At 39.2% G+C, this 25,019-nt stretch carries 18 protein-coding genes; 17 read left to right on the forward strand and 1 reads right to left on the reverse strand.

The genetic code is table 11. From position 1 onward, the window contains the following. The first annotated feature begins 28 nt into the window (after nt 1-28). The 17 genes from CC97_RS13555 to CC97_RS20285 all read left to right on the forward strand — a co-directional run bounded on the left by CC97_RS13555 (nt 29) and on the right by CC97_RS20285 (nt 23,786). Nucleotides 29-1,036 (forward strand): hypothetical protein, encoded by a 1,008-nt coding sequence (locus CC97_RS13555; RefSeq protein ID WP_044975508.1) that lies wholly within the window; start codon nt 29-31, stop codon nt 1,034-1,036. Nucleotides 1,037-1,068: 32 nt separating this feature from the next. Next, complete coding sequence (locus CC97_RS13560) at nt 1,069-3,360, forward strand: dockerin type I repeat-containing protein (RefSeq protein ID WP_044975509.1); 2,292 nt, start codon at nt 1,069-1,071, stop codon at nt 3,358-3,360. A 309-nt stretch (nt 3,361-3,669) separates the two neighbouring features. Further along, a complete protein-coding gene (locus tag CC97_RS13565; RefSeq protein WP_044975510.1) occupies nt 3,670-5,262 on the forward strand; it encodes an AAA family ATPase in 1,593 nt (530 codons plus the stop codon). Nucleotides 5,263-5,580: 318 nt separating this feature from the next. Further along, nucleotides 5,581-7,206 carry a dockerin type I repeat-containing protein gene (locus CC97_RS13570; protein ID WP_044975512.1) on the forward strand — a complete coding sequence of 542 codons (1,626 nt, stop codon included), beginning with the start codon at nt 5,581-5,583 and terminating at the stop codon, nt 7,204-7,206. A 448-nt stretch (nt 7,207-7,654) separates the two neighbouring features. Then, complete coding sequence (locus CC97_RS13575) at nt 7,655-9,883, forward strand: serpin family protein (protein WP_044975513.1); 2,229 nt, start codon at nt 7,655-7,657, stop codon at nt 9,881-9,883. Between the two features lie 700 nt (nt 9,884-10,583). Next, a complete protein-coding gene (locus CC97_RS13580; RefSeq protein WP_049962913.1) occupies nt 10,584-11,156 on the forward strand; it encodes a sigma-70 family RNA polymerase sigma factor in 573 nt (190 codons plus the stop codon). After that, nucleotides 11,153-12,028 carry a hypothetical protein gene (locus tag CC97_RS13585; RefSeq protein WP_044975515.1) on the forward strand — a complete coding sequence of 292 codons (876 nt, stop codon included), beginning with the start codon at nt 11,153-11,155 and terminating at the stop codon, nt 12,026-12,028. The genes CC97_RS13580 and CC97_RS13585 overlap by 4 nt, the downstream gene beginning before the upstream one ends. 230 nt (nt 12,029-12,258) lie before the next feature. Next, nucleotides 12,259-13,608: a dockerin type I repeat-containing protein gene (locus tag CC97_RS13595; RefSeq protein ID WP_044975518.1), complete on the forward strand. Its 1,350-nt coding sequence runs from the start codon at nt 12,259-12,261 to the stop codon at nt 13,606-13,608. Between the two features lie 627 nt (nt 13,609-14,235). Beyond that, a complete protein-coding gene (locus CC97_RS13600) occupies nt 14,236-15,396 on the forward strand; it encodes a dockerin type I repeat-containing protein (RefSeq protein ID WP_044975520.1) in 1,161 nt (386 codons plus the stop codon). A gap of 4 nt (nt 15,397-15,400) precedes the next feature. Continuing rightward, nucleotides 15,401-15,757, forward strand: coding sequence for a hypothetical protein (locus CC97_RS13605; RefSeq protein ID WP_044975521.1), 357 nt, complete (start codon nt 15,401-15,403; stop codon nt 15,755-15,757). 424 nt (nt 15,758-16,181) lie between these two features. Then, nucleotides 16,182-16,742 carry a sigma-70 family RNA polymerase sigma factor gene (locus CC97_RS13610; RefSeq protein ID WP_156036914.1) on the forward strand — a complete coding sequence of 187 codons (561 nt, stop codon included), beginning with the start codon at nt 16,182-16,184 and terminating at the stop codon, nt 16,740-16,742. Next, the gene (locus CC97_RS13615; protein WP_044975523.1) at nt 16,742-17,641 is read left to right on the forward strand and encodes a hypothetical protein; all 900 of its coding nucleotides are present in this window, start codon (nt 16,742-16,744) and stop codon (nt 17,639-17,641) included. The genes CC97_RS13610 and CC97_RS13615 overlap by 1 nt, the downstream gene beginning before the upstream one ends. 35 nt (nt 17,642-17,676) lie before the next feature. Next, the gene (locus CC97_RS13620; RefSeq protein WP_044975525.1) at nt 17,677-18,276 is read left to right on the forward strand and encodes a dockerin type I repeat-containing protein; all 600 of its coding nucleotides are present in this window, start codon (nt 17,677-17,679) and stop codon (nt 18,274-18,276) included. Between the two features lie 582 nt (nt 18,277-18,858). Next, nucleotides 18,859-20,157: an ISL3 family transposase gene (locus CC97_RS13625; RefSeq protein WP_081850056.1), complete on the forward strand. Its 1,299-nt coding sequence runs from the start codon at nt 18,859-18,861 to the stop codon at nt 20,155-20,157. A 205-nt stretch (nt 20,158-20,362) separates the two neighbouring features. Next, a complete protein-coding gene (locus tag CC97_RS13630) occupies nt 20,363-22,123 on the forward strand; it encodes a dockerin type I repeat-containing protein (RefSeq protein ID WP_044975526.1) in 1,761 nt (586 codons plus the stop codon). A gap of 104 nt (nt 22,124-22,227) precedes the next feature. Beyond that, nucleotides 22,228-22,785 carry an RNA polymerase sigma factor gene (locus tag CC97_RS13635; protein WP_049962914.1) on the forward strand — a complete coding sequence of 186 codons (558 nt, stop codon included), beginning with the start codon at nt 22,228-22,230 and terminating at the stop codon, nt 22,783-22,785. Nucleotides 22,786-22,787: 2 nt separating this feature from the next. Further along, nucleotides 22,788-23,786 (forward strand): dockerin type I domain-containing protein, encoded by a 999-nt coding sequence (locus CC97_RS20285; protein ID WP_044975527.1) that lies wholly within the window; start codon nt 22,788-22,790, stop codon nt 23,784-23,786. A 137-nt stretch (nt 23,787-23,923) separates the two neighbouring features. Here CC97_RS20285 and CC97_RS13645 read toward each other — a convergent pair whose 3' ends face one another. Further along, nucleotides 23,924-24,970, reverse strand: coding sequence for a Fic family protein (locus tag CC97_RS13645; RefSeq protein WP_044975528.1), 1,047 nt, complete (start codon nt 24,968-24,970; stop codon nt 23,924-23,926). Nucleotides 24,971-25,019: the final 49 nt, after the last annotated feature.

Raw genomic sequence — 25,019 nt, forward strand, 5'->3', positions numbered from 1 at the left:
ATTTAAAAAGAAAGGTAGGTGAATAATAATGAAAGCGGAGCGGCTGAGAGATGCTATCTGGAAGATCGATGATAAGTTTATAAAAGAAGCAGAGATATATGTACCTAAGAAAAGAAGCGGAAATACGATATGGATAATTACATCGGCATCAGCTGCGGTAATTGCATTATGTACCTGCATTCATTATCACAATGCAGTAAACAAAGCGCTTCGTCCGGAGATAGATAACACAGTTGCCATTGTAACGACTGTTACTGAGACTGAACTGTATGAAACAGATGTCCTTAAAACCGAAAAGCCGGTGCAGGCGTCAGATACGGTCAGAGAAAATACGGAAGTGACTGAAACGGAAACCGGATATGAAAGCAGTATTTCGTATGCGGAGACAGTTCCGGCAAAAACAGAAGCATCATCCGAAAACGGCGGAAGTTCAGGCGAAAAAACTGCACTGACTGAGCGACAGAATGAAGAGACTAAAGTTCCGGAGACAGAACCGGCTGTAGTCACCCGTGAAGTTCATACAGTAGTTCCGGTGACTGAACCGGCGGTAACTGATAAACCAGCTGAAACGGAAATGACTTATCTGACGAATCCTCAGGGTACGGCAATTGCGATGACCGAAAATATCATTACTGAGCCGCAATTTATACCGAATCCTGCAGGGGTTCAGGTAACTACAACGGAATATAAACCTGTTCCGGTGCCTGAATGGGAAAATGAAGAAAAAACAGAGACCGTGACTCAGGTATCTGCCGATGTAACTGTTATGTGTGAGACAGAACATTCTGAAGTAAGCCTGGAAGATTTTCCGCAGTATCTTATTGATCCGGACGGTGTGTATTATAAGCGTGCTGAGATCATACCTTCAGATAAAATCGGCAGATTAATTACACTGGAAGTTATGAAAGATGTTTATGGCAACACTTATACCGTTGAAGTGTATTACTTAAAGAATTTTTATGGAGATACAATACGGGTAATGTATTTTAATACGAAAAACTGTTTTGTATCGTATACAACGAGTGAAAACAACTGATAATAGAATATATTATGAAAGGATTGATTTTTATGAAAAAAATCAGAAAAACATTAGCGGGGATCATAGCACTAAGTATGCTTGCATCAAATTCAGTTTATATTTTTGCTGCAGAAGAATCTAAAAGCGAGGATAACAGCCCATCTGTTATCTCTGCCTCTAAGAAAGATGCGCCTAAACTAAATGAACGTATAAAACGGCTTGAAGACAGTGGCCTCAGTATTTCAGAAATACTTGACTGTCTTGCTGCAGATGGTACATGGGGACAGGTTGCTGTAATGTTTAAAGTTAAACCAGGTGCGGAAATTCCTAAACTTAAAGAATATCACTACATTCAGCAGTACTGGGAAGATGATGCTTATATTATTGAGACTCTTCCGGAAGATTTAAAAGAATACGTTGAACTTGATATAGTAGAAAAGGCAGAGTTCTGGTTTCCACCGACTTCCGGTGCTGCAGCCAGAGCAGAGAGAGCAAAGGAATACAGATGGCTCTTTAAAAATGGAGGATATACAGAAGATACATATATATTTCTTGAATTTTCGGATGGCTTCGATATAAACGAAGTTCTTCTCCCTGATTCGGAAATGTATAATACTTATACTATGGCTAACGATGTTGTTTATTACATTCATGCCTCGGAAGAAGTAATGAATCAGTATATTGACTGGTATGAAAACTATGAAGGTGAAGATTTAAAGGCGTTCTTCATTGATCGTCCGACTGTTCCGGAAAATGAAACTGATGATCCTGCAGAACCGGCTGTACCTGTCAATAATGATAAAGATAATGTTAAAGCCGGGGATATTTTCGCCGATGACAAGATAGATGTAACTGACCTTACCGAACTTTCACTCGCACTTTTAGGTGACAGAAATCTTTCTGAAGACCAGAAGAAAGCAGCAGATGTTGACAGTGACGGAGATGTTACACTCGCAGATCTTGCGATGCTCAGACAGTATCTTTCAAAGAAAATAGATTCACTTGGAAAAACACCGAATGCATCGGTTCCATCTCCGGCTGTTACAAGTGATATAACCGATATCAGCGACAGCTGCGAAACTGTAACAGTAGGTGTAGATGTAGATAAATGGAACTCTGATCTTAAGTCGATAATGATATCTTCGATGGAGGATTATGATGAATATATCGGCATAAACAGTGAAGAAAACAAGAAACTTGCAAAGAAAGGCATCGAAGCAAACGAGGAATTCTTTAAGACTAACAGACTTGCAGTCATGGTCGATAACTCGGAAGGATGCAACGGAGTTAAATATACTCTGACCGGAGTGAAGCTTGATAAGGATGGCAATGTTCATCTTTACTACGACAAGGAGATCCCTGAATTTATGACGGCTCTGGCGAGTGTTTTTCACTACATTACAGTAGTGCCGGCATCTGAAAACAGTGAAAGTGAAACTATTGTTCATTTCAATGAAATCAGGGAACGTACTTATATTACTGACAAGTGTACGATAGTGAACTCTACTAACGTAGGATTTAAAGGCGGAAGTTATCCTGTAGTTTCAGGAATGATAACATCGATGGAACAGTTTGAAGAAGAAATGAGCAAAAACGGTATCGAGCCTTCAGGTGTAATAAACAGACTTGATATTTCAAAGGAATTCTTCGATGATAACTTCCTCGTTTATCAGACTTTATATTCCGGCAACACCAATCCGAAAAGCTGGATATACAGGCTGAGTTTCGATAAAGAGAATAATCTGAGAATGGACTATATTACTTATACCACTGTGCATTATTATGAAGACGGTACTAAGGTATCTGTCGGAGGAGAACAGATGGTTTATAGGATGCTCGCTGCTGCAGTTCCTAAGAGCGTCATAGATCCGTCAGATGTTGCTTCCTTTGTAAGCAACGGCCATTCTCAGGAGGGTGAAAACGGATACAGGATCATTAATCAGATCAATGAAAAATCAGTAAAGTCTGCTTCGAAAACGGAAGTTGAATCAAAGGGTAACACAGTAAATATAAGTCTGATCGATTCAATGGAAGATTTTGACCGTATCAATGATCTTTACGACGGAAAATACACTCATATAAAGGACGAGTTACTGAAAGATAATTTCTTCAAGGACAATGTTCTTTACATTGCAGATCAGCCGTCTGTGAAGAAAAATATCGAATACAGGATTGAAGATCTGATGGTAAAGAGCAACGGTGTGCTTGAAGTGACTGTAGGAACAAGCATAAACAATGACGAGCCGGATGAAGATGACAATACAGAATGGCATCTGGCTGCAGCTATTCCGAGAAGTGAGCTTGTATTTGACAACATTAATGCGAATATGAAAATTCAGTAATTTTCATCCTTAAGGATTACTCTGAATAAATAAAGACAGCGGGAGTACCGGTAAATTGAGATCCGGTGCTCCCGTTCGCTCTGTATAAAGGTAGTCTTCACCCCTGCGGGCCGAAGACTGCTATAGAAAAAACGAGCTGACCAGCTCGTTTTATAACTGCGCCGAAGGCGCCACATTTTCATTCGGACGGCTAAAGTATGTCGATTTAAGAAAAAGCTATTCCGTTTTTCTGTTGTCATAAACGTGAAAATATAGTATAATTTAAAGGAAAGACTACGTTAAAAATCAGACAGAAGGGAGAATGAAAAAATGGGAATCTATTTTAATCCGGGAAATGAAGCTTTTCGCAAGGATGCTAAAAGTGAAATATATATCGACAAAACCGGACTTATAAACGTAACAAACAAACTTCTTAATGAAGAAAAAAACTGCATTTCAGTAAGCCATGCCCGCCGTTTCGGAAAATCGCAGGCGGCACGTATGCTGAAATCCTATTACAGCCGCGGATGTGATTCAAAGGAACTGTTTTCAAATCTTGAAATATCAAAATCAGAAAATTTTGAAACACATCTGAATAAGTATAATACAATACATCTTGATATATCTTCATTTGAGGATGATTACAAGGAAAACATTATTGAAAAAATAAAGGAACATCTGTTTGCTGAAATAAAAGCCGTTTATCCGGATGTTGATTACAGTGCATCTACAGCTTCAGTATTGAATAATGTTTATCTTAAAACAGTAAGTGATGAAATGCCGTATGGTATAAAGTTTGTTATAATAATCGATGAGTGGGACTGCATAATAAGGAATTATTCCGATTCTCCTGAACTTGTACACAAATATATGAAATTTCTTCATGCACTTTTTAAAAGCGAAGAATCAAAGTCATTTCTCGGCTTTGGATATATAACCGGTATTATGCCGATAAAGAAGATAAAGAACGAATCGGCACTTAATAATTTTATGGAATACACTATGATTAGTTCAAGAGATATCACGGAATATTACGGATTTACAGAGAAAGAAGTGGATGATCTCTGTGAAAGGTATGATATGTCATCGGAATCAGTAAAAGCATGGTATAACGGATATCTTATAAACGGAAAACATATGTACAATCCGAATTCAGTAGTATCTGCAGTAAAATGGCACAGTCTTGAATCATACTGGAAAAACACATCTTCATTTGAAAGCATCAACACATTCATAACACTGAACTTCGACGGACTTAAGGAAGCAGTTATTGCAATGCTAAATGATCAGAAAGTCCGTGTAAATGTGACTAAATTCCAAAATGATCTTTCCATGATAAATTCAAAAGATGATGCTCTTACGGCACTTATCCATCTCGGATATCTTGGATATGACGCCGAAAGAGGAAAAGCGTTTATACCAAATTATGAAGTAAAGACTGCATTCCAGTCGGCTCTGGAGACAGGATCATGGAAAGATATTGCTGATACACTTTCGAGATGTGAAGATCTTCTTTGGGCGACAATTGACGGAGAAGCAGATAAAGTAGCCGAGATCATAGAAATTGCTCATGAGACCTATTCATCGATACTGAAGTACAATGATGAAAACGCCATGAGCTGTGCAATAACAATGGCATACTTTACAGCACCGGCATATTATCAGGTCATCAGAGAATTACCATCCGGCAAAGGTTTTGCAGACATAGTAATGATTCCTCGTGCAGAAGCCGGAAACAAACCTGCGATGATAATAGAGCTGAAATACGATAAGGACGCAGATGCAGCGATAAATCAGATAAAGGAAAAACGCTACAGCGGAGCCCTTAAAGGATATAAAAATGAGATCCTGCTTGTGGGGATAAATTATAATAAAGACAAGCACCATGAATGTGTTATCGAAAGTATAACGCCGGAGTGGTGATGAAAAGGTGCCGGACAATCCGCGGAATGTCCGGCATTAAATTTGTCTGCCTTCGGCAGACCACCATGACAATACGTATAGGAATTCAGGTCGAAATATTGTAATAGAGTGTAACGTATATATGTACAAATACTGAAGGCGAGGAATATACACTATTCACAAACTTTAATGTTACTCAGAAAAATTTAAAAATTTACGGAGATAATCTGAGTGTTCGTGTGTATAATAAACAGAAGGGGATAAACCTTTGGTAAATTAGTCGTAAAGTTTGCTTTGATAATTATGCTTTTATCAGAGTGAGGATAGGGAGGAATTTCGATGAAAAAAAGAATTATAAGTGCAGTTTTAACTGCAGCATTACTTGGAAGTTCGGTGTCGTCCTTAACCTGTGTATCTGCAGTCGAAAGTGATTTAACACCAGGAATAGAGTCCTGGCAAGAATACAGCGGAACACGTAAAAGAATATCCGGGACAGTTGAGGATGTTATAGAATCTCTAAAATCCGGAACGGTAGTTATAGACTGTCAGGGTGCTTACGGAGATGGCTTCCTCGCATTTACACCGGACGAACGTCACAGTTACTATACTAAAGGCTCAAAATACTCCATAGTAACAATGGCTGAAGGAACGGAACCACCTGTTAAAGAGATCAATGAGAAAATCGGTGCATCAGATAACTACGAAGTTAAGTTCTACAGAATAGATGACAGCGATGAATACGGATTTTTCGTACTTGATAAAGAATATAAAGATACTGTTTATGATCTTTTAAAACATGACAGTAATGTGGTGAAAATAGAGGAATGTCAGAATATTCTTGAATGTGAATCTGCGCTTACAAATTTCTGTATAAAAACTGATCTTTCCATCGATGAGGTTTATGAGGAATATCCGGGTCTTTTACTTGAAAACGGACGTGCGCTTCGTGAATCAGATAAAGACTGGTGTGATGCTCCGGAAGACTGGAGTTATGTATTTTCATGCAAGGTAAGAAAAGATACCGAGACATATCCTTCGTTCTACAGTTCAATAAAGAAACTTCATGATAATAATGTTCCGTTCAGATATGACGTTCTTATCGCTACAGAATATGGGCGTCAGCAGTTTGCAACAAGTTCAGAACTGATTTATAACGCAGCTGATACATCCAATACTGTTATGTTAGGAGACATTTACTCTGACGGAATAATTGACTTGTCCGACCTTTCAACCTTATCGCTTTTCCTTGTTGGCGATACTGACCTTGAAGGCAGTCAGAAGAAGGCAGCTGACGTGGACGGTGACAGCGAAATAACTCTCGCTGACCTTGCAAGACTACGACAGTATCTTTCAAAGGTTATACTGTCACTAGATGAGCCACCGGCATCTAATACTTTTTTGTTTGACTCATACGATGATCTTTATGAAGCATTAACAGAACAGGATTCTTCTAAAGTATTTGGTACAGATAATAATGGGGAATTATTTGACAAGACCATAGCTGCATTTAAGAATAATACTGTTGATCTTTATGTTCCTGCCATTGATGAAGATGTAGATGTATCAAATATCGCATTAATGACAACAGATCTGTATAAATTACCGTGGATATGGTATCATTGCAAGGCGAGCGATAACGATGTTAGTGTAAGAATTGCCTATCCTGGTGTTATTGAAAACCCTGACCTCAGTTCAGCGAAAACATATTATGAAGTTCTGAAAATGATTGCTCCGGATGCACCAAATCCTGATAATTACGCAAACTATGAGTCCTATCAGAAAATATATGAATCTGAGATATGCCTTGCAAATGATAAAAAAGTTGGTGCAATGATATCAGAACTAAAAGATAATAGCAAAGTATATGTTATGTTTAATTATGAAGGTGTTCTGGTTAATGTTTATGCTGATAAGAGTGTTTTAACTGAGTCGTTCTGGAGCAGTTTTACTTTAGCTAAATATTGATTCAAATCAAAATATCAAATTTGGATCAATCAGATATCGTATCCGTGAGAGATGCTTTGCAGATGCGACAACATCAATAATAAAGGTGCCGGACATTCCGCGGAATGTCCGGCACTATCTATAGTCTGCCTCCGGCAGACCACCATGACAATACGTATAGGAATTCAGGTCGAAATATTGTAATAGAGTGTAACGTATATATGTACAAATACTGAAGGCGAGAAATATACACTATTCACAAACTTTAATGTTACTCAGAAAAATTTAAAAATTTACGGAGATAATCTGAGTGTTCGTGTGTATAATATATAGAAACAAATCAAAGCTCTGCCTGACAGGGTTGAGTGATTTTTGTATGGTTCTTATTTAATAGATCGCCGGTCTGCACGCTGACGTATGCTCCGGGCGGACCGGTGAAAACAGATTTTGACCGAAAGGATGATAAAACATGAGAAAGCGTATAACAGCAGCATTATTATCCCTGGCGATGGTATCGTCACTATTCTGTACCGTACCTTATGCATGTGCTGCAGATAACAGTGTAGCTTTTACTGCCGGAATAGAACAGTGGGATTATCCTGTCGGAGCACCTAAGCATATTGAAGGCACGACAATGGATGATTTCATTGCGGGTTTTGAGCCGGATGCATTTGTGTACAAGATAAACAATGGCAGAAAAGCTTTTGCAGTTACTCCGTCCGGTGACACTCACTATTTTGAGATCGGACAGGTTGCAAATCCGAATTCAGCACTGTATTCAGTTGTTAAAATGCGTGAAGGAACGGAGCCTCCTGTAAAGGAAATCAATGAAAAGATCGGTGCGTCTGATAAATACAAGGTCACATTCTATAAATATGATGACAGTGATGAATACAGGTTTTACATTGCAGGTGAAGAATATGAGACTGCTGTCCTTGATATGCTTAAAAATGACAGTAATGTTCTCAGCATAGAAAACAGACGTGATGTTACTGAAGCAGGTTTTAATCTTAAGTATCTGTATGTTTCAACTGAAATGGAAACTGAAGAATTTATAGAAAGCTATCCGCAGTTTTGCCTTGAAAACGTTTCTTATCAGTCTTCAGGAGATGAATTCTACAATCACTGGTTCATTTTCAGAAATAAAACAACATCACCTGAATATTATGAAGATTTTATGAAACTTAAACAGAGCGGAGAACAGTTTGAACTAAGATTTATGGTTAATGCTTTAGCAGCCATGAATCCGCACTATGTACTGACGGAAACTCTTTATACTGCAGATGGAACAGATACTCCTCCTATGCCATTACCGGCTGAATTTGTTAAAGGTGATGTCACAGCGGATGGGGTAATTGATGTGACAGATGTTTCATGTCTCTCACTGTATCTCATCGGAGATATTGAACTTTCAGGTTTTCAGAAAAAGAGTGCGGACGTAGATAATGACGGAGAGGTAAAACTCACTGACCTTGCAAAACTGCGTCAGTATCTTTCAAAAAAGATCGATACACTGGATACTGTGTTAAATGATGTTCCGAATACAGCAAGCAAAGAGGCACTTGCTCTGCCGGTATACAGGACATCGCGTATAGTTGCTGACAGGAAGAAAGCGGACAGTTATTCAGCGTTTGCAGCAAGCTTCTCTGATGATATTCTGCTTAATACGGACGATGAGAATGAAGGCGTCAACAGAGTTTATTCACCGATAAGCATCTACATGGCGACATCAATGCTGGCTGAATGCTGTGATGGCGAAAGCCTTGATGAACTTCTTGGTCTGCTTGAAGTTTCCGATAAGGAAGAACTTGCAGCTATCAATAAGAATGTATTCGATTCTCTTTATTTTGATAATGACAGCTACTGTAAGATAAACAATTCCATATGGATAGACCGTCGTTTTACCCCGGCGGAAGACGCTATAAAAAATCTTGCGGATAAATACTATGCAGCATCATTCCTGCGAGATCTTAGTTCACAGAATGACTGTAAGGAGATCACGAAATGGATAAGTGACAACACAGCCGGAAAATTTGAACCGGAAATACTTCCGAGTACGGAAGCCGTTCTTAAGATAATTAACACGGTAATTTTTAAGGACAGCTGGAATATGAAATTTACGGATACGGAAACCGGAATATTCAAAGGTGCTGACAGCGACATAGAGTGTCAGTTCATGAAGGGTTATGACCGTGCGGATATTGCTCTGGATGAAGATTTTGCGACATACATCAAGAGTTTTATTAACGGATATGAAATGAATTTTGTTCTTCCGGCAGAAGGAAAGACTGTCGCAGATCTTGTTTCAGATGAAACTGTAATGCAGAGGATCTTTGAAAGAAAAGACAGAAGTGAGTATGATGTTACTGCTTCAGTACCGAAGTTTTCATCAAAATCGAAGTTTAACATTATCGATACTTTAACTGATATTGGAGTTACAAGTATATTTGACAAAGCAGACCTCGGACCTCTTTTAGGAAATCAGACATCTGCTCCTGTTGACGAATTTGTTCATGAGGCAGTTATTGATGTAAGTGAAAACGGATGCGAAGCAGCAGCCTACACACTGATCAACTGTGATGAATGTGCGTGTCCGCAATATGAATTCAATGCAGACAGACCGTTTATCTACTTCATATCAGACGCTGCCGGCACACCAGTCTTCATCGGCATTGTTAATGATCCTACACAGAAATAAATATTATAGTGAACGCAAAAAAAGAATTTTACGTTCACGATAATTAATTCAATACAGATGATCAGCAGAAGGCAGCCGATGTTGACGCTGATGGTGCAGTTACACTTGCAGACCTTGCAAGACTTCAGCAGTATCTTTCAAAGAAGATAACATCATTCTGATATTCAGCAATTTTCATCCTTAAGGATTACTCTGAATAAATAAAAACAGCGGGAGTACCGGTAAAAAATCCGGTGCTCCCGTTTGCTTCTGTATAATGGTAGTCTTCACCCCTGCGGGCCGAAGACTGCTATAGAAAAACCGAGCTGGTCAGCTCGGTTTGTAAAATTGCGCCGGAGACGCCACATTTTCATTCGGGCGGCTGCAACATGGCGATATTTGCAAAAAAAACTATTTTGTTTTGCTGTTGTCATAAACGTGAGAATATAGTATAATTTAAGATAACAATTACAGAAGACTAATAAACACTTTAAAATAAAAGGTATCGGGCATCATTTGAAACTGACGTTCGGTACCTTTTGTGAAAATAAAACAAACTGGCAATGCTTGTTTTATAACTTTCTACAAACTTAAAAAATAGTGTCACAAACGAAATGCGTAAGGGTACTTAGTATATGAAGGGACATTTAGAAGCTTTGAAGATTCTGAAAATCAGAACAGGCTTTTGGGCATTTCTCTTTATATCCGGAATAACAGAGAGGTGAAACTGCAGGACATGGAAGATGAAAAGATAATCGAGCTCTACTGGCTCCGTTCTGAATCTGCCATTACGGAAACCGATAAAAAATACAGGGAACACTGTATGTATATCGCAAGGAATATCCTAAACGATATTTCCGATTCAGAAGAATGTCTTAATGATACGTATCTTGCAGCTTGGAACAGCATGCCTCCTGAAAGGCCGTCTCACCTTTCGGCATTTCTCGCAAAGATCACAAAGAACATTGCACTTAAACGCTTCCGCTACTATACGGCGGATAAGCGAAAGAAAAGCGCACAGGTTCCGATCGATGAGATATCCGAAAGCGCGGTCGGCACATTTGATGTGGAAGACACATCTGATTTAAAGGAGCTTGCGGGGCTTATAAGTGATTTCCTCAGAAAACACAGCAAGGAAAAAAGAGTTGTTTTTCTAAGACGTTATTTCTTCTTTGATTCCTTTGAACAGATATCCGACCTTACAGGACTTAGCGAAGACAATATCAGAAAGATCCTGTCAAGAATGCGGAAACAGCTTAAGGAGTATCTGACGAAAAGAGGTGTTAAGGTATGACAGGAGATGATCTTATCGATGCTGTCTCGATGGTCGATGATGATCTTATCGAAGAGGCGGCGGAGTATAAAAAAGAAGGAAAAGGTCATATCGTACTGATAGTTTCCGCTTTCGCCGCATCGGCAGCGGCCATCGCAGTTGTAAATAATCTGCCGGGATACACCAGTGATCCGCATGATTTTGAAGTGGATAACAGCGTGCAGACGGTGGTAACAACCGAAGCTACGACAGCCGGAACATCAGGTACAGATGCTGTTTCAGATGTATCTGCCGGTACCGTACCAGCACCTTTTACAGAACCGTCCATTCCGGAAACATCAAAGTCTTCAGATACTTCTGATTCAGTTACCGATGAAGCGACAGAAGCCAATCAGAAAACAGCATCACCTTCGTCACCAACACCTTCTGCACCCCGCCGCACAGAAGTTTATCCGGTAACAGAACCGCATTCGGTGACAGAATCATATCTTATTACTGAAGCATCGCCTGCTGCGGATACATCTGTCGTTACCGAAACAGCTGTCGAAGAAACACCTGTAACCGAAGAGCCGCATCCGGAACAAATTCCGCCCCCACGACCCGTTCCGTCACCGGATCCTCCGGTAACTGTGCCGGAAAGACCAACGCCAATGCCGACTCCGATGCCGGAAACGGCAGTTACTGTACCGCAAAGACCGACATCGGTAGGTGGTGGAGAAATCTTGACATTACCACCTGAACCGTCGTCACCAGATCCTGTATTGCCGGTCAACAGAGAAAATAACAGTTATGATCATGCTGTATTATCTGAAAAATCATACAGTAAACGCTGTGTTTATATTTTTTCAGAAGATCATATAGGTGAAAATATCGTACTTCCGTTTTTTTATTGAAGATGTATCGACCGGATCAGGATGCAGGGCAATTGCAAAAACTGTGAATGAGTTTAGCAGTGATGAAATATTCCTGCTAAAATGCGGTGCAACCGAAGGCAAATATTATGTGTTCTTAAATGACAGTCTTTCTGCTGAAGAGGAAGACAAGATTTTTAAAACTTTAGGAATAACTAAATTTAATTAGAATAACGAATATCAGGATAATTATTTGAGAAAGGATGATTTATATGAAAAAAGCAATAGCAGCAATGTGTAGCATTATCGCCTGCGCATCATTTATGACATCTGCAGTAGTCAGCGCAAAATCCGAAACACTTGATCAGATCAGTAAGAATATGCCTGAGGGAACGATGATTCTTATAGGAGATATCGATGGTTCTGAAGTAATAGATGTGACAGACTTAACACTTTGCTCACTCTGGCTTTTAGGAGATGTCGAACTGGAAGACAGCCAGAAAATATGTGCCGATACAAATATGGATGCCGCTCTTAATATCAGTGATCTGGCTAATTTCGGAGCGTACTGTGCGAAGAAAGTTCCGGAAGGTTCGGCAAATATGATCGGCGTAAAAAGAAGCTTTTCGAATAAGCAGATCGAAAGAGAACCGTTCCCGGAAGGTTATATTATGCCGGTGAACAGAGAAGACAACACTTATGACTATGCAACGTATAAAGAAAATACATACACCAAGAGATGTGTTCACGTCTTTGATGAAACTCAGTTTGATGAGAAAAAAGTGAATCCGTTTGTTCGCAGTAATAACGGAGGCGTCATGGAATTTGCAAGCACCGTAAAAGGAATAAGCAGTGATAATATGTTCCTTGTAAAATGCGGAACTGAAGAAGGAAAATACTTTGTGTTCTTAAACGAAAGCCTTACCGAAGAAGAAGCAAAGCAGATCTATGACCAGTTTGGAATAACAGAATACACAACTCCGGAACCTAAAACTTTCCCTGAACCGGAACAGCCGATTCCAACACCGGCACCTACAGCCGCTCCGAATGACGGAACAGATTACAGTAAGGTTGAACGTGATCCGGAAGCAATAGAAAACGGTTTTAGCGGAGCTAGAGAAGCAACTGAAGAACAGATTGCTGCAAGCAAAAACCAGCCGGATAAGGATAAGATGGCAGTACCGACAGCCGTACCGAATGACGAATCAGATTACAGCAAAGTTGAACGTGATTCGGAAGCAATAGAAAACGGTTTTAGCGGAGCCAGAGAAGCGACTGAAGAGCAGATTGCAGCAAGCAAAAATCAGCCGGACAAGGATAAGATGCCTGTACCGACAGCCGTACCGAATGACGAATCAGATTACAGCAAAGTTGAACGTGATCCGGAAGCAATAGAAAACGGTTTTAGCGGAGCCAGAGAAGCGACTGAAGAGCAGATTGCAGCAAGCAAAAATCAGCCGGACAAGGATAAGATGCCTGTACCGACAGCCGTACCGAATGACGGAACAGATTACAGTAAGGTTGAACGTGATCCGGAAGCAATAGAAAACGGTTTTAGCGGAGCTAGAGAAGCGACTGAAGAGCAGATTGCCGTAAGCAAAAATCAGCCGGATAAGGACTAGGGAAACACTGATTAAATCGGAAATCCGGCTTCGCCGGATTTCCGGAGGTGGGATTTGCGGGGCTTCGCCCCGGAGTCCCACGCTGATTTATGAATAAATCAGTGTTTTCCTAGATTCCTGCATCAAAAGCCGTACCGACAGAAGGATAAGTTGTTTCAATAATATCGAAATACTCATCAATTACTCTGAATAAATGCAGCGGGAGTACCGGTAAATCAAAATCCGTTGCTCCCGCTGATTGCTGTATTGTTCAGTATATCTGAGATTATTACAGTTAAGGTTACTGTTCACGGGCTAGCCACAAATACAGAATAGCAAAGATGGCGAATATTCTGACAGCTATCTGACTCCGGAAGAATATTACGCTCAAAGAGTATAAAAGCCAACTATTAGTTCGTTGGCTAAATCAACATTAACAGAACGTGAAAATGTACATGATAAACAAACTTTCGGAATATCCATAAGATAATTCCGACTTTAATGTGTATAATAAGCAGAGAACAAAAATAGTTTAAATGATTCATTGTAAAAAAGCTTTGATTCATTAAAATTATGTAATAGTTCTTTAAAACATAATCATAATCAAATCCGAACACACATTTTAAATTTTATGAAAGGATGTTCTCTATGAAAAAAACAAAAAAGATCTGTGCTTTACTGTTATCATCACTCATAGTATCAGCTTGGTCTGTTTCTACTGTTTCAGCCGAAGCTTTAAAAGAACCTGAGATAAAAGATTTGCTGGATAATGGAACAGATATCTGGCAGGTTATTGATCGCATTACCGGAGAACAAGGTACAATCTCATGCGACATTACGGTCAAACCAGGTACGGATCTTCCAAAACTAAAAGAAACTCACAGAATAGATTTCACTTCTGTGAAAGACGTGTACAATGTTGTCGCACCTCCCGAAGATTTCAAAGCATATTCTGAACTTGAGTGTTTTGAGTCTATGTCCTATCATTTTTATTCATCGTCTGTAGATACCTCGTCACAGCCTCAACTGGGTTCGCCGCAGTATTACAGGAACAAACTCGATAAAGGATTGTACAACGATAAAATGTACATTATGATTATTCCGGAAGAAAGTGCTGATATAAATGATATTTTAGTTCCTGGTTCGGCAATGTTTTATCCGAAAAACTCCGGATATGATATTCGTAAAGCAATATTTATAAATCCTACGGAAGAAGAAGTATATAAGTATCTTGACATAATAGAAGAACATCCGGATTTGATTGAATATTACATCATAAGCTTCAATGAATATCGTGGACTTGTACCAGATGGTGCCAGAGTAGATATCAAAGGTGACCTTGACGGGAACAAAACCATTGATACTACAGATCTAACGCTTCTTTCTCTTGCACTTATCGGAGATAATACTCTTTCTGATGCTCAGTTGATAACAGCAGATATTGACGGTGACGGAGCTGTTACCCTCGCTGATCTCGCAAGACTTCAGCAGTATCTTTCAAAGAAGATAGAGTCACTTGATTCCGGTTCATCTCCAGCACCGACACCGGAACCGACAGTTGCACCAACATCAACTCCTACTACTATCGACAGACCACAGATACCAGATGACTATATCTGGCCGATAAACAGGGAGAACCACACATTTGATTATGCAACCCTTAGTGGAAAAGCATATACCAAGAGATGCGTTCATACTTTTGATGAAAGTACACTGGATGAGAAAACACGGAATGCATTCTTTGAAAGTACAGTCGAAAGAACAGGACTTATGGCGTCAGTAAAAAACAGTAAGCGGAATAAGCAGTGAAGATATGTTCTTACTGAAATGCGGAAATGAAGAAGGCAATTATTATGTGTTCTTAAATGAAAGCCTTACTGATGAAGAAGCAAAGAAGATCTATGACCAGTTTGGAATAACAGAATACACAACTCCGGAACCTAAAACTTTCCCTGAACCGGAACAGCCGATTCCAACACCGGTACCAACAGCCGTTCCGATTGACGGAACAGATTACAGCAAAGTTGAACGTGATCCGGAAGCAATAGAAAACGGTTTTAGCGGAGCCAGAGAAGCGACTGAAGAGCAGATTGCAGCAAGCAAAAATCAGCCGAATAAGGATAAGATGGCAGTACCGACTGAAAGTCCGGTTGACGGAACAGATGATTGATTTGTAATGTTCCACGTGGAACATTTTTGAGGCTGATAAAGCGATATGAATACAATAATCTTCATCTATATGGATTACTCTGAATAAATAAAGCCAGCGGGAGTACCGGTAAATCAAAATCCGTTGCTCCCGCTGATTGCTGTATTGTTCAGTATATCTGAGATCATTACAGTTAAGTCCAAAAAAATCAGAAAATTCATATTTTTATTGACTTAACGTTCATAGCGGTATATAATTTAATCAGCAAAGCTCTCGGAAAACGCAGCCAGCGTCATCTGAGAGCTTTATTATTTGTTGTTATTATTCACAATTAGCGAGTGGATTACTTGTGACATCATACAAACTTAAAATTTGATTGTCACAAACGTTTCTGAATGAACACTTTATTATTAGAAGGCCTTCAAAGGAGCTGACAAGGAGGTGAGTGGCTCTGGAAGATGAAAAAATAATTGAACTTTACTGGGAACGATCCGAAAATGCAATAGCTGAAACGGATAAAAAATACAGAGAACGTTGTTTGTATGTGGCAAGGTCTATTCTGAATGATATTTCAGATGCTGAAGAATGTCTGAATGATACTTATCTTACAGCGTGGAACCTCATGCCGCCTGAAAGACCGAAAATACTTTCTTCATTTCTGTTCAGAATAATTCGTAACCATTCACTTAACAGGTTAAGGTTCCTTAACAGCAGCAAGAGAAAAAGAGACTTGAGTTTTTCCATTGATGAACTTGGTGAATGTGTTGACGGAAAAAATGATACTGAAGAAAAGTTTGATGAGACCGAGGTCTTGAATGCGCTCAATGAATTTCTTCGTTCTCTTAATAAAGACAAGCGTTTTATTCTCGTCAGAAGATACTGGTTTTTTGACAGTATCGCTGAAATTGCGGAGCGTTCTTCAATGACTGAGGAAAATGTCAGAGCCACACTTTCAAGACTGAGAAAGCAGCTTAAAAAGTATCTAAAAAGAAAGGTGGGGGTATAATGACTGGTGAACAGCTAAGAGAAGTTTTTGGCAAGATAGACGATGAATTTATAGAAGAAGCAGAAAACTATGTACCGGAACATAAATGCAGAAAACCGATATATATAATTGCACCGGCTTCAGCTGCAGCTATCGCAATATGTGCCGGTGTCAGTTATTATAATTCTGCCGGAGCTCCTCACAGAACTGAAATAAGTAACAGTTATACGGTTACAACGACATTTACAGAAAGTAAGGTGTTTGAAGAAATTCCTGAAAAAACAAATGAGCCGGATATAATTGCCGATGGCATTAATTTAACCGAATCAGAAGTTGTAAACACAGAAATAACAGCAACCGGAAATAACGGCGTTACACAACCGGACAGTGATTTTTATGAAACAACAAAAATTCCGCATGAAGCAGAAATAAGCTCAGATGAGAGTGCTGTTCAGAACGCTGAAACCGCAGCAATACTCCATAGTTATACAGAACCTGTTGAATCGAATATACCTGATGTCGGAACTGTTCCTGATACGCTAAACATTTCAGAAACAGAGGCCTATCCGAACTATCCTGTTGTTCAGGTGCAGGTAGTTACAGGTCATCCTGTATCAGATATTACAGAAATTTCAGACTCTGTGACATTATCAGAATCTGAAATCAGTATAGAGAAATTCCCGCTAATTCTGAAAACATCTGATGGAGTGATTTATACGCGTTTCTGTACAGCAGACAAAGATCAGGTTGGAAGATTCATTAAGAAAGAAACTTTTTCAGCTGATGACGGCAGTACTTATGAACTCAGTGAATATGCATTAAAAGATGCTTTGGAACAAATGATAGTGCTGTTGTATTTCGAAGAATATAACAGTTTTGTAGGGTACATGAATGATAGTTACAAACCTTCGAGACATTAAGTCAGTCATAAATGGTATCAAGGAGTGAATTACTTATGAAAAAGAGATCGTTGATTATTTCAGGTATAACAGCTGCACTGATGATTTTCCAGACAGCAGCTGTAATATATGCAGATGAAAATACAGCAAATAAGTGGAACGGTACGGAACTTGATATAAATAATCCGACGGGTCCCTGGGCACCGTATAAGTTTGTTTATGAACTTCTGAATGAAGTAACTGAACTAATGAGAAACAATCATGATATCGATATACGTGAAGCAAGTGATAAGCTTGATCTTGAAAATCCGGAGAATAGTAAGGTAGCAGTAAAAGTCGGATCAGAACAGGCGAAACAGCAGTTAGAAGAGTGTATTACTGAAAAAGGTTATAGCAAAGATTTACTTGAAATTACGGTTGCTCCGAATTTTTTACCAACGCCAGACATCCTGATAAATATTTTTGGTGATGTTGACCTTAATGGTTCAATCGATGTTACAGACCTTACAGGACTCTCACTTGCACTTTTAGGTGATAAGGAACTTACAGAAGATCAGCAGAAAGCTGCTGACGTTGACGGCGACGGAGCGGTGACACTTGCCGACCTTGCAAGGCTTCAGCAGTATCTTTCAAAGAAAGTAGATTCTCTAAGATAAAAGCATAACTTATAATTAGACAAATGGTGTATAATAAAAGTTAATAATCAAAGGCGGAAGTCTCCGATGAAGAGATTTCCGCCTTTTCGGCATATAAAAGGTATCAGGCATTGCGATGCCTGATACTATCAAATAGCTGCCTTTGGCAGCTCACCATTCATTTTCTTTCGGACGGCTGTTGCAGGATGATTTTAGGAAGAACCGATTCCGTTTTTCTGTTGTCATAAATGTGAAAATACAGTATAATCTAAAGTAAAGACTACGGAGAATAATCATTTAGAAATGATAATGTATGATTTTAAAATTGAGCCACAGCGATATCACTAATTAACTAGTGCGCGTTTTGTAAGTTGTTACAAACTTGAATTTTTTCTGTCAGAAATCTGTGCGGGAAGACACTGTATTTATAGAGGCCTTTAAAGGAAGTTTTACAGACTTCGAGTGATTCTGAATAAATACAAATCTTAGGGGGTATTTTGGCCTTTCGTCGTTTATAGTGGGTAGACCATGAAAGCCACTTGCTAAAATTCATATAATGGAGTATCATTTAAAGTACCAGTAAATAAAGGAAGGTACATACAATTGTTTGATAATACAGCTTTATTCACAGCAGCACTTCAGCTCGAATATCCATGGAAAGTCACCAAGGTAGAACTTAAACCAGAAAAAGAAGGTTCATCGAAAATGGAACTTCATATAGACGTAGACTTTGAACGAGGAGCAAGGTTCATATTCTATTTTGATGATGGAAAGCAGTGGGTAGATGCAGATGGAAAACCAATTGAGAAGAGCGCCCACGACACCGTAAAAAGAACATGGCAACATCTGAATTTCTTTCAGTACAAAACATATATACACGCCAGAGTGCCTAAAGTAAGTGACGGAGAAGGCCATTGTCCAACAGCTCGTGTACCGTGGGCAAGAAAGAATTCAGGATTCACGCTGCTGTTTGAAGCTATGGTGATGGAATATGCAAAACATATGTCCGTATCATCAATTGCTAAGCTTCTGGAAGTGAACGATAAAAGACTTTGGCGAGTAATCAAGCATTACGTTGATGACGCACGTAAGCTTGAAGACTATTCATCAGTCAGAAACTTAGGAATTGATGAAACAAGCCGTAAAGGACATAACTACATAAGTGTCATGGTTGATCTGGACGAACGCAAAGTAATCTATACAACAGAAGGAAAAGATCATACAACAGTAGATAAGTTTGTAACTGACTTCAAGGAACACAAAGGAGTTCCTGACAATATAGATATTGTTACATGTGATATGTCCCTTGGATTCAAGAAAGGAATAACTGAAAACTTTAAAAACAGCAAAACAGTAGCTGACAAATTTCATGTAATTAAACACGCTAATGAAGCAGTTGATAAAGTACGGAAAAAAGAGAGTAAGTATGAGTCAGAGCTTAAAGGAAGCAAATATCTTTGGCTGAAAAACGAAGGCAATCTGACAGACAAACAACTCGAATGGAAACAGAAAATCCTTAAGTCTGCAAAGCATTTAAAGACTGCAAGAGCATATGCTATCAGAGTGGAACTACAGGATATTTATGAGCAGTGCATAGATAGACAAAGTGCAGAACCAAGACTAAAAAAGCTATGTTCCTGGATGATGCATTCACGCCTTGATGACATTAAAGGGTTCTGCAAACTCGTTAAAAGTCACTGGACTGAAATACTTAACTACTTTGATTACAGATATACAAATGCTATTCTTGAAGGCGTAAACTGCATAATACAAAATGTTAAGTGCAGAGCACGTGGTTTTAGAAATATGGAGTATTTCAAAACAATGATATATCTGAACTGCGGAAAGCTTGATATTGACACTGCTGTTAATAATGCTATTAAAACATTCGCTTTGGTATAACTGAGCTTTTATGCCGCGAAAGCCACTTGATAATGAGAAGGCAGTGTGATAGGCTGTTTGCCAGGCAGCACAGCCTTTAGGCGGCGCCTGCCTCGGCGGACAGAATATCATGCTGACAGAGGCTCATTGTCAAGTGGATCGTGGAATAAATGCGTACCTGAAGATAGGCCTTACCCACTACAAATGACGAATCACCGGTATTTTTATGAAAAAGAAAACTTTAACTGCTGTTTTATTATCATCATTGCTTTTATCATCTGTCTGTGCAGTACCTTTTGCCGGTGCAGCTGAACAGAACAACACTGATGTTAATGAGAAACAGAACTCCGGTATATCTACGGAAAAAAGTGAATCAAAACCTTTTATGGTTACGCTTGTTGTGTACGGAAAAAACGGTGAGGAAAATCAGTATTATACCGTTACTCCGCCGTCACGTGAAAATGCAGAAAAAATGTCAGAAGAGCTTGGGCTTTCTGAAGGCGAATACGAAATCGATGAAAAATGGGGTGGCGGAGCTCCTACTGATGAAGTCACAGATACTGAAACTGTTGAATGTTACGTATTATACAGAGTCAGTGATGTGTATACTGCTCATTTTCTGAATGAATATCAGGCTTCACTTGAAAAAAGCGGAATAAGCGCTGAAGAAGCCAAAACCATGACAGGAAAGCTCAGAAAACAGATAAATGAAAACGGTGCTATAACTGATCCTGAAATTGAAAAACAGCGTCAGGAATACTATACTCAGAAAATTGATGAGGAAATGGATAAAGCGTGCCAGACAATTGGTGTCGATCGCAAAGATGTTACCATAGTCAGAAATGAAATGAGTCATTGTATTAAAGGCGAAATGACTTCTAAGCAGATCACTGCTGCTGAAACACTCACCAGAAACTATGCGATTGTAACTGTTGGTGATGAAGTAGGCAAATACAAAGGAAAGATAGCAAACAAGCTGCTTCTGGACAAAATCAGAGAAGGTGAAGAAAATATAGAAGTCTCTGTAAGGATAAAATCTGCTTCCGGAGAATTAGGAACAGTGACTGATAAAGAGCGTACCAGCTATGTAAAGGATATTTTTGATGCAGCCGGTATAGATTCTTTTGGAAGCATTAATCAGACTATGTTTAAATATCTTCAGATTGATGATGAATTTATTTACCTTCTTGAAACAGAAACTACGCTGAATGCTGAACAGCTTGAGAAACTTTGCGAAGCTGATGAAGTTCTTGAAGTAACTGCTTTACCACCTTGGCATCAGGCGAAACCAACAGTAGAACCAACAGAGCCGGTTGTAGCTCCGCCTTTAGAATCTGTCACCGGAGATCTTAATGGCGATGGCATAATCGACGTAAGTGATCTTACTATGCTTTCACTTGCACTGTTAGGAGACAATGAGCTGTCAGACAGTCAGAAGAAAAATGCAGATGTAGACAGTGATTCTGAAATAACTGTTGCTGACCTTGCAAGACTCAGACAGTATCTTTCAAAGAAGATCGTTTCATTTGATGATAAAACTCCGTCAGAACCAGTGAAAGATCCTTCTGCCGACGGATATGAGTTCAGCGTAAATTACTGTACGGCAAGTAATCATATCATCGGTCCGCAGACTGAGGTTTTCACTTCAGAGAAAGAGCTTAATGAATATCTTGAACAGAATCAGGATAAAATGATAAGGCTTAATGATGAAGCAAACTATGATGCGGAATGGTTTGAAAATCATAATCTTGTTATGGTTCTTCTGAAGGAGCCATATCTGGAGTTTGGCCATGAGATTACTCATGTCGATAGTCAGAAAATAAAAATAACACGTTTAAAACAGCGTAATGTATCACCTATGGAAAAAGGCTGGGCTATCTTTATTGAACTGGACAAAGACTCAGAAATGAGCAGTGAAAAGATAAACGTTGTGATCACAGATAAAGAAGTGGACAGCGTAAGTGCGTATTTACAGGGAAAAAGGTAATAAACGGCGGTACAGAGTTTTTTGATGTAAAGCAGATACAGGTGTGGTTTTGACGCACCTGTATCACCGAAAACGCGCCGGATATACAGAAATAAGGGAGGTGAATGGTTCTGGAAGATGAAAAAATAATTGACCTGTACTGGGAACGTTCAGAAAGTGCAATAACGGAAACTGATAAAAAATACAGAAGCAGATGCATATATGTGGCGAGATCTGTTCTGAACGATATCTCAGATGCAGAAGAATGCCTGAACGATACATATCTGACAGCATGGAATCTGATGCCTCCGGAAAGACCGAAATTTCTATCTTCTTTTCTGTTCAAGATCGTAAGGAATCATTCACTTAACAAATTAAGATTCAATAATAACAGCAGAAGAAAGAAGGATATCAGTTTTTCCACTGAAGAACTGGAAGAATGTGTTGACGGAAACAGCAGTGTTGAAGATAAATTTGATGAATCGGAAGTTGTAAATGCTATCAATGAATTCCTTGAATCGCTGAAAAAAGACAGACGGTACATATTTGTCAGAAGATACTGGTATCTTGACAGCATAGCAGATATTGCCGGACACTGTTCAATGACCGAGGATAATGTAATGAAAATACTTTCACGAACAAGAATGCAGCTGAAGGAATATCTTAAAGGAAGGGTGGGATAACAATGAATGCGGAGCAGCTGAGAAATGCTATATGGAAGATCGACGATAAATTCATAGCAGAAGCGGAGACATATGAACCGGAAACCAGAAGCATAAAGCCTGTATATATAATTGCGCCGGCATCAGCTGCCGTCATTGCTTTGTGTACCTGCCTGCATTTTCACAATTCAGTAAATCAGATGCTTGATCCTGAGATAGATAACGGTGTAATTGTTACTGATACAGTTACTGAAACCGAATCTTGTGAAACCGATGCTTCAATAACAGAAATACAAACGGAAACCTCATATTCAGCGGAAACAGGTTCAGCTGTTATGAATACGGAAACATCTTATACGGAATCCGGATATGAAAGCAGTACTCCGTATGCAGTGACAGTTCCTGCAAAAACAGAAACACCATCAGGAGGCAGCAGTTCCGTGGAAAAGACTGTGATCACTCAGGGCAGATCTGAGATCACATTACAGCCGGTAACAGAAGAAACTGATGTTCAGACGATTGTGCCTGTTACTGAGCCTGTCGTTACAGTTCCTGCAGATACAGAAAAGGTAACTACCGAAAATGCCGGTGAATTTCCAACTCCTACACTGTGGCCGACTGTAGAACCGACCCGTCCACCGACGGTAGAACCAACAATTGCCCCAACCCGTTGGCCGACAGTAAATCCGACACAGATACCGACAACTGACCCAACTCGTCTGCCGACGGTGGAACCGACAATGGTGCGCCCGACGGACGAACCAACACTTCCTCCTACGGTAAGTCCAACAGATTCGACTGTATGTCCTACTATAGCACCGCAGTGGCTTTACGGCGATGTAAACACAGATGGCGTAATCGATGTAAGTGATTTTACTATGCTTTCACTTGCACTGGTAGGAGATGTAGAGTTATCAGAACGTCAGAAGGTAAATGCAGATGTAGATAATGACTCTGAAATATCTGTCGCCGATCTTGCAAGTCTCAGACAGTATCTTTCAAAGAAGATAACATCATTCTGATATACAGCAATTTTCATCCATATGGATTACTCTGAATAAATAAAACAAGCGGGAGCACCGGTGAAGATCCGGTGCTCCCGTTTGCTCTGTATAAAGGTAGTCTTCACCCCTGCGGGCCGAATAATAATACCTTACATTTATTTTATTCTGTAATATGATGTTGCCTTTCCTTGTCCTTCTTTTTTTAACTCGCCCGCCTCAACTAATTTTCTTAAAGATCCTTCTATTGAACTTAAACTAAGAGAAGGACATAATTCACGGATATCCTGTTTTGAGAATCTTCCTATCTTCATTTGGCTGGCGTTTCTGACGATTTCAAGTGCGGATAATTTTCTTTCAATTAAAGAGAATCTTTCTTCAAAATCTTTGTAAGCACTTAATATGGTTCCAAGTATATATTTTATGAACGGGAGTATATCTTCATTTCCTTCACGCCATCCGTATTGTGACTGATTTAAAGCATCATAATATAAATCCTTATTCTTAGCGATTTTAGCTTCAAGTGAAATATATTTTCCTACATAAAATCCGTTTCGGTATAGCAGCAAAGTAGTCAGTAGTCTGCTCATTCGACCATTTCCATCGTTAAACGGATGTATACATAAAAAATCATGTATGAAAACAGTAATTGCTATAAGCGGTTCCAGTTTCATATTTCCGATAACGATATTATACTCCTCGCATATTCTGTTCAATGCGTCCGGTGTTTCATAAGGTTCAAGTGGTGTAAAGAGAATCTCAGTATGTCCGTCAGGATAAGAAGCACTTATATAATTCTGAACATTCTTGGTTTGACCAGCCATCGGATTATTCATATGACTATACATAATTTTATGTAATTGAAGAATATAGTTCTGCGTAATAGGAATGGCGTCAAAACTTTCATGGATTATGTTAAGAGCATCACGGTATCCTGCTATCTCCTGCTCATCTCTGTTTCTTGGAGTTGTTTTTTCTTCAACAAGCTGTTTTATACGAGTATTTGTAGTTACAATTCCCTCAATAGCATTAGATGCTTCTGTACTTTGAATCTTTGCAATTTCTACAAGCTTTTCAAGTTCTTCCGGACGCTGCTTCAAATATAATTCCTGTTTTCCTGTTTCCTTATATATGGCTGCAATCAACCCTAATACTTCTGAATCCCATTTATAATAGCTGTATTTTGAATAATTAAAAACTCTCATGCCCTTACCTCCTCAGGTTTTCCCTTAAATAATAGCATATTTTAAGGGA

Origin of the sequence: Ruminococcus sp. HUN007 (assembly GCF_000712055.1) — a bacterium.
GTDB lineage: Bacteria > Bacillota > Clostridia > Oscillospirales > Ruminococcaceae > HUN007.

Bases quoted from the DNA above. Each gene is read 5' to 3' on its own strand.
- CC97_RS13615 (WP_044975523.1), top strand. From the start codon at position 16,742: ATGACTGGTGAACAGCTAAGAGAAGTTTTTGGCAAGATAGACGATGAA.
- CC97_RS13645 (WP_044975528.1), bottom strand. From the start codon at position 24,970: ATGAGAGTTTTTAATTATTCAAAATACAGCTATTATAAATGGGATTCA.
- CC97_RS13555 (WP_044975508.1), top strand. From the start codon at position 29: ATGAAAGCGGAGCGGCTGAGAGATGCTATCTGGAAGATCGATGATAAG.
- CC97_RS13575 (WP_044975513.1), top strand. From the start codon at position 7,655: ATGAGAAAGCGTATAACAGCAGCATTATTATCCCTGGCGATGGTATCG.
- CC97_RS13585 (WP_044975515.1), top strand. From the start codon at position 11,153: ATGACAGGAGATGATCTTATCGATGCTGTCTCGATGGTCGATGATGAT.
- CC97_RS13560 (WP_044975509.1), top strand. From the start codon at position 1,069: ATGAAAAAAATCAGAAAAACATTAGCGGGGATCATAGCACTAAGTATG.
- CC97_RS13600 (WP_044975520.1), top strand. From the start codon at position 14,236: ATGAAAAAAACAAAAAAGATCTGTGCTTTACTGTTATCATCACTCATA.
- CC97_RS20285 (WP_044975527.1), top strand. From the start codon at position 22,788: ATGAATGCGGAGCAGCTGAGAAATGCTATATGGAAGATCGACGATAAA.
- CC97_RS13630 (WP_044975526.1), top strand. From the start codon at position 20,363: ATGAAAAAGAAAACTTTAACTGCTGTTTTATTATCATCATTGCTTTTA.
- CC97_RS13565 (WP_044975510.1), top strand. From the start codon at position 3,670: ATGGGAATCTATTTTAATCCGGGAAATGAAGCTTTTCGCAAGGATGCT.
- CC97_RS13605 (WP_044975521.1), top strand. From the start codon at position 15,401: ATGTTCTTACTGAAATGCGGAAATGAAGAAGGCAATTATTATGTGTTC.
- CC97_RS13620 (WP_044975525.1), top strand. From the start codon at position 17,677: ATGAAAAAGAGATCGTTGATTATTTCAGGTATAACAGCTGCACTGATG.
- CC97_RS13570 (WP_044975512.1), top strand. From the start codon at position 5,581: ATGAAAAAAAGAATTATAAGTGCAGTTTTAACTGCAGCATTACTTGGA.
- CC97_RS13595 (WP_044975518.1), top strand. From the start codon at position 12,259: ATGAAAAAAGCAATAGCAGCAATGTGTAGCATTATCGCCTGCGCATCA.
- CC97_RS13635 (WP_049962914.1), top strand. From the start codon at position 22,228: ATGGTTCTGGAAGATGAAAAAATAATTGACCTGTACTGGGAACGTTCA.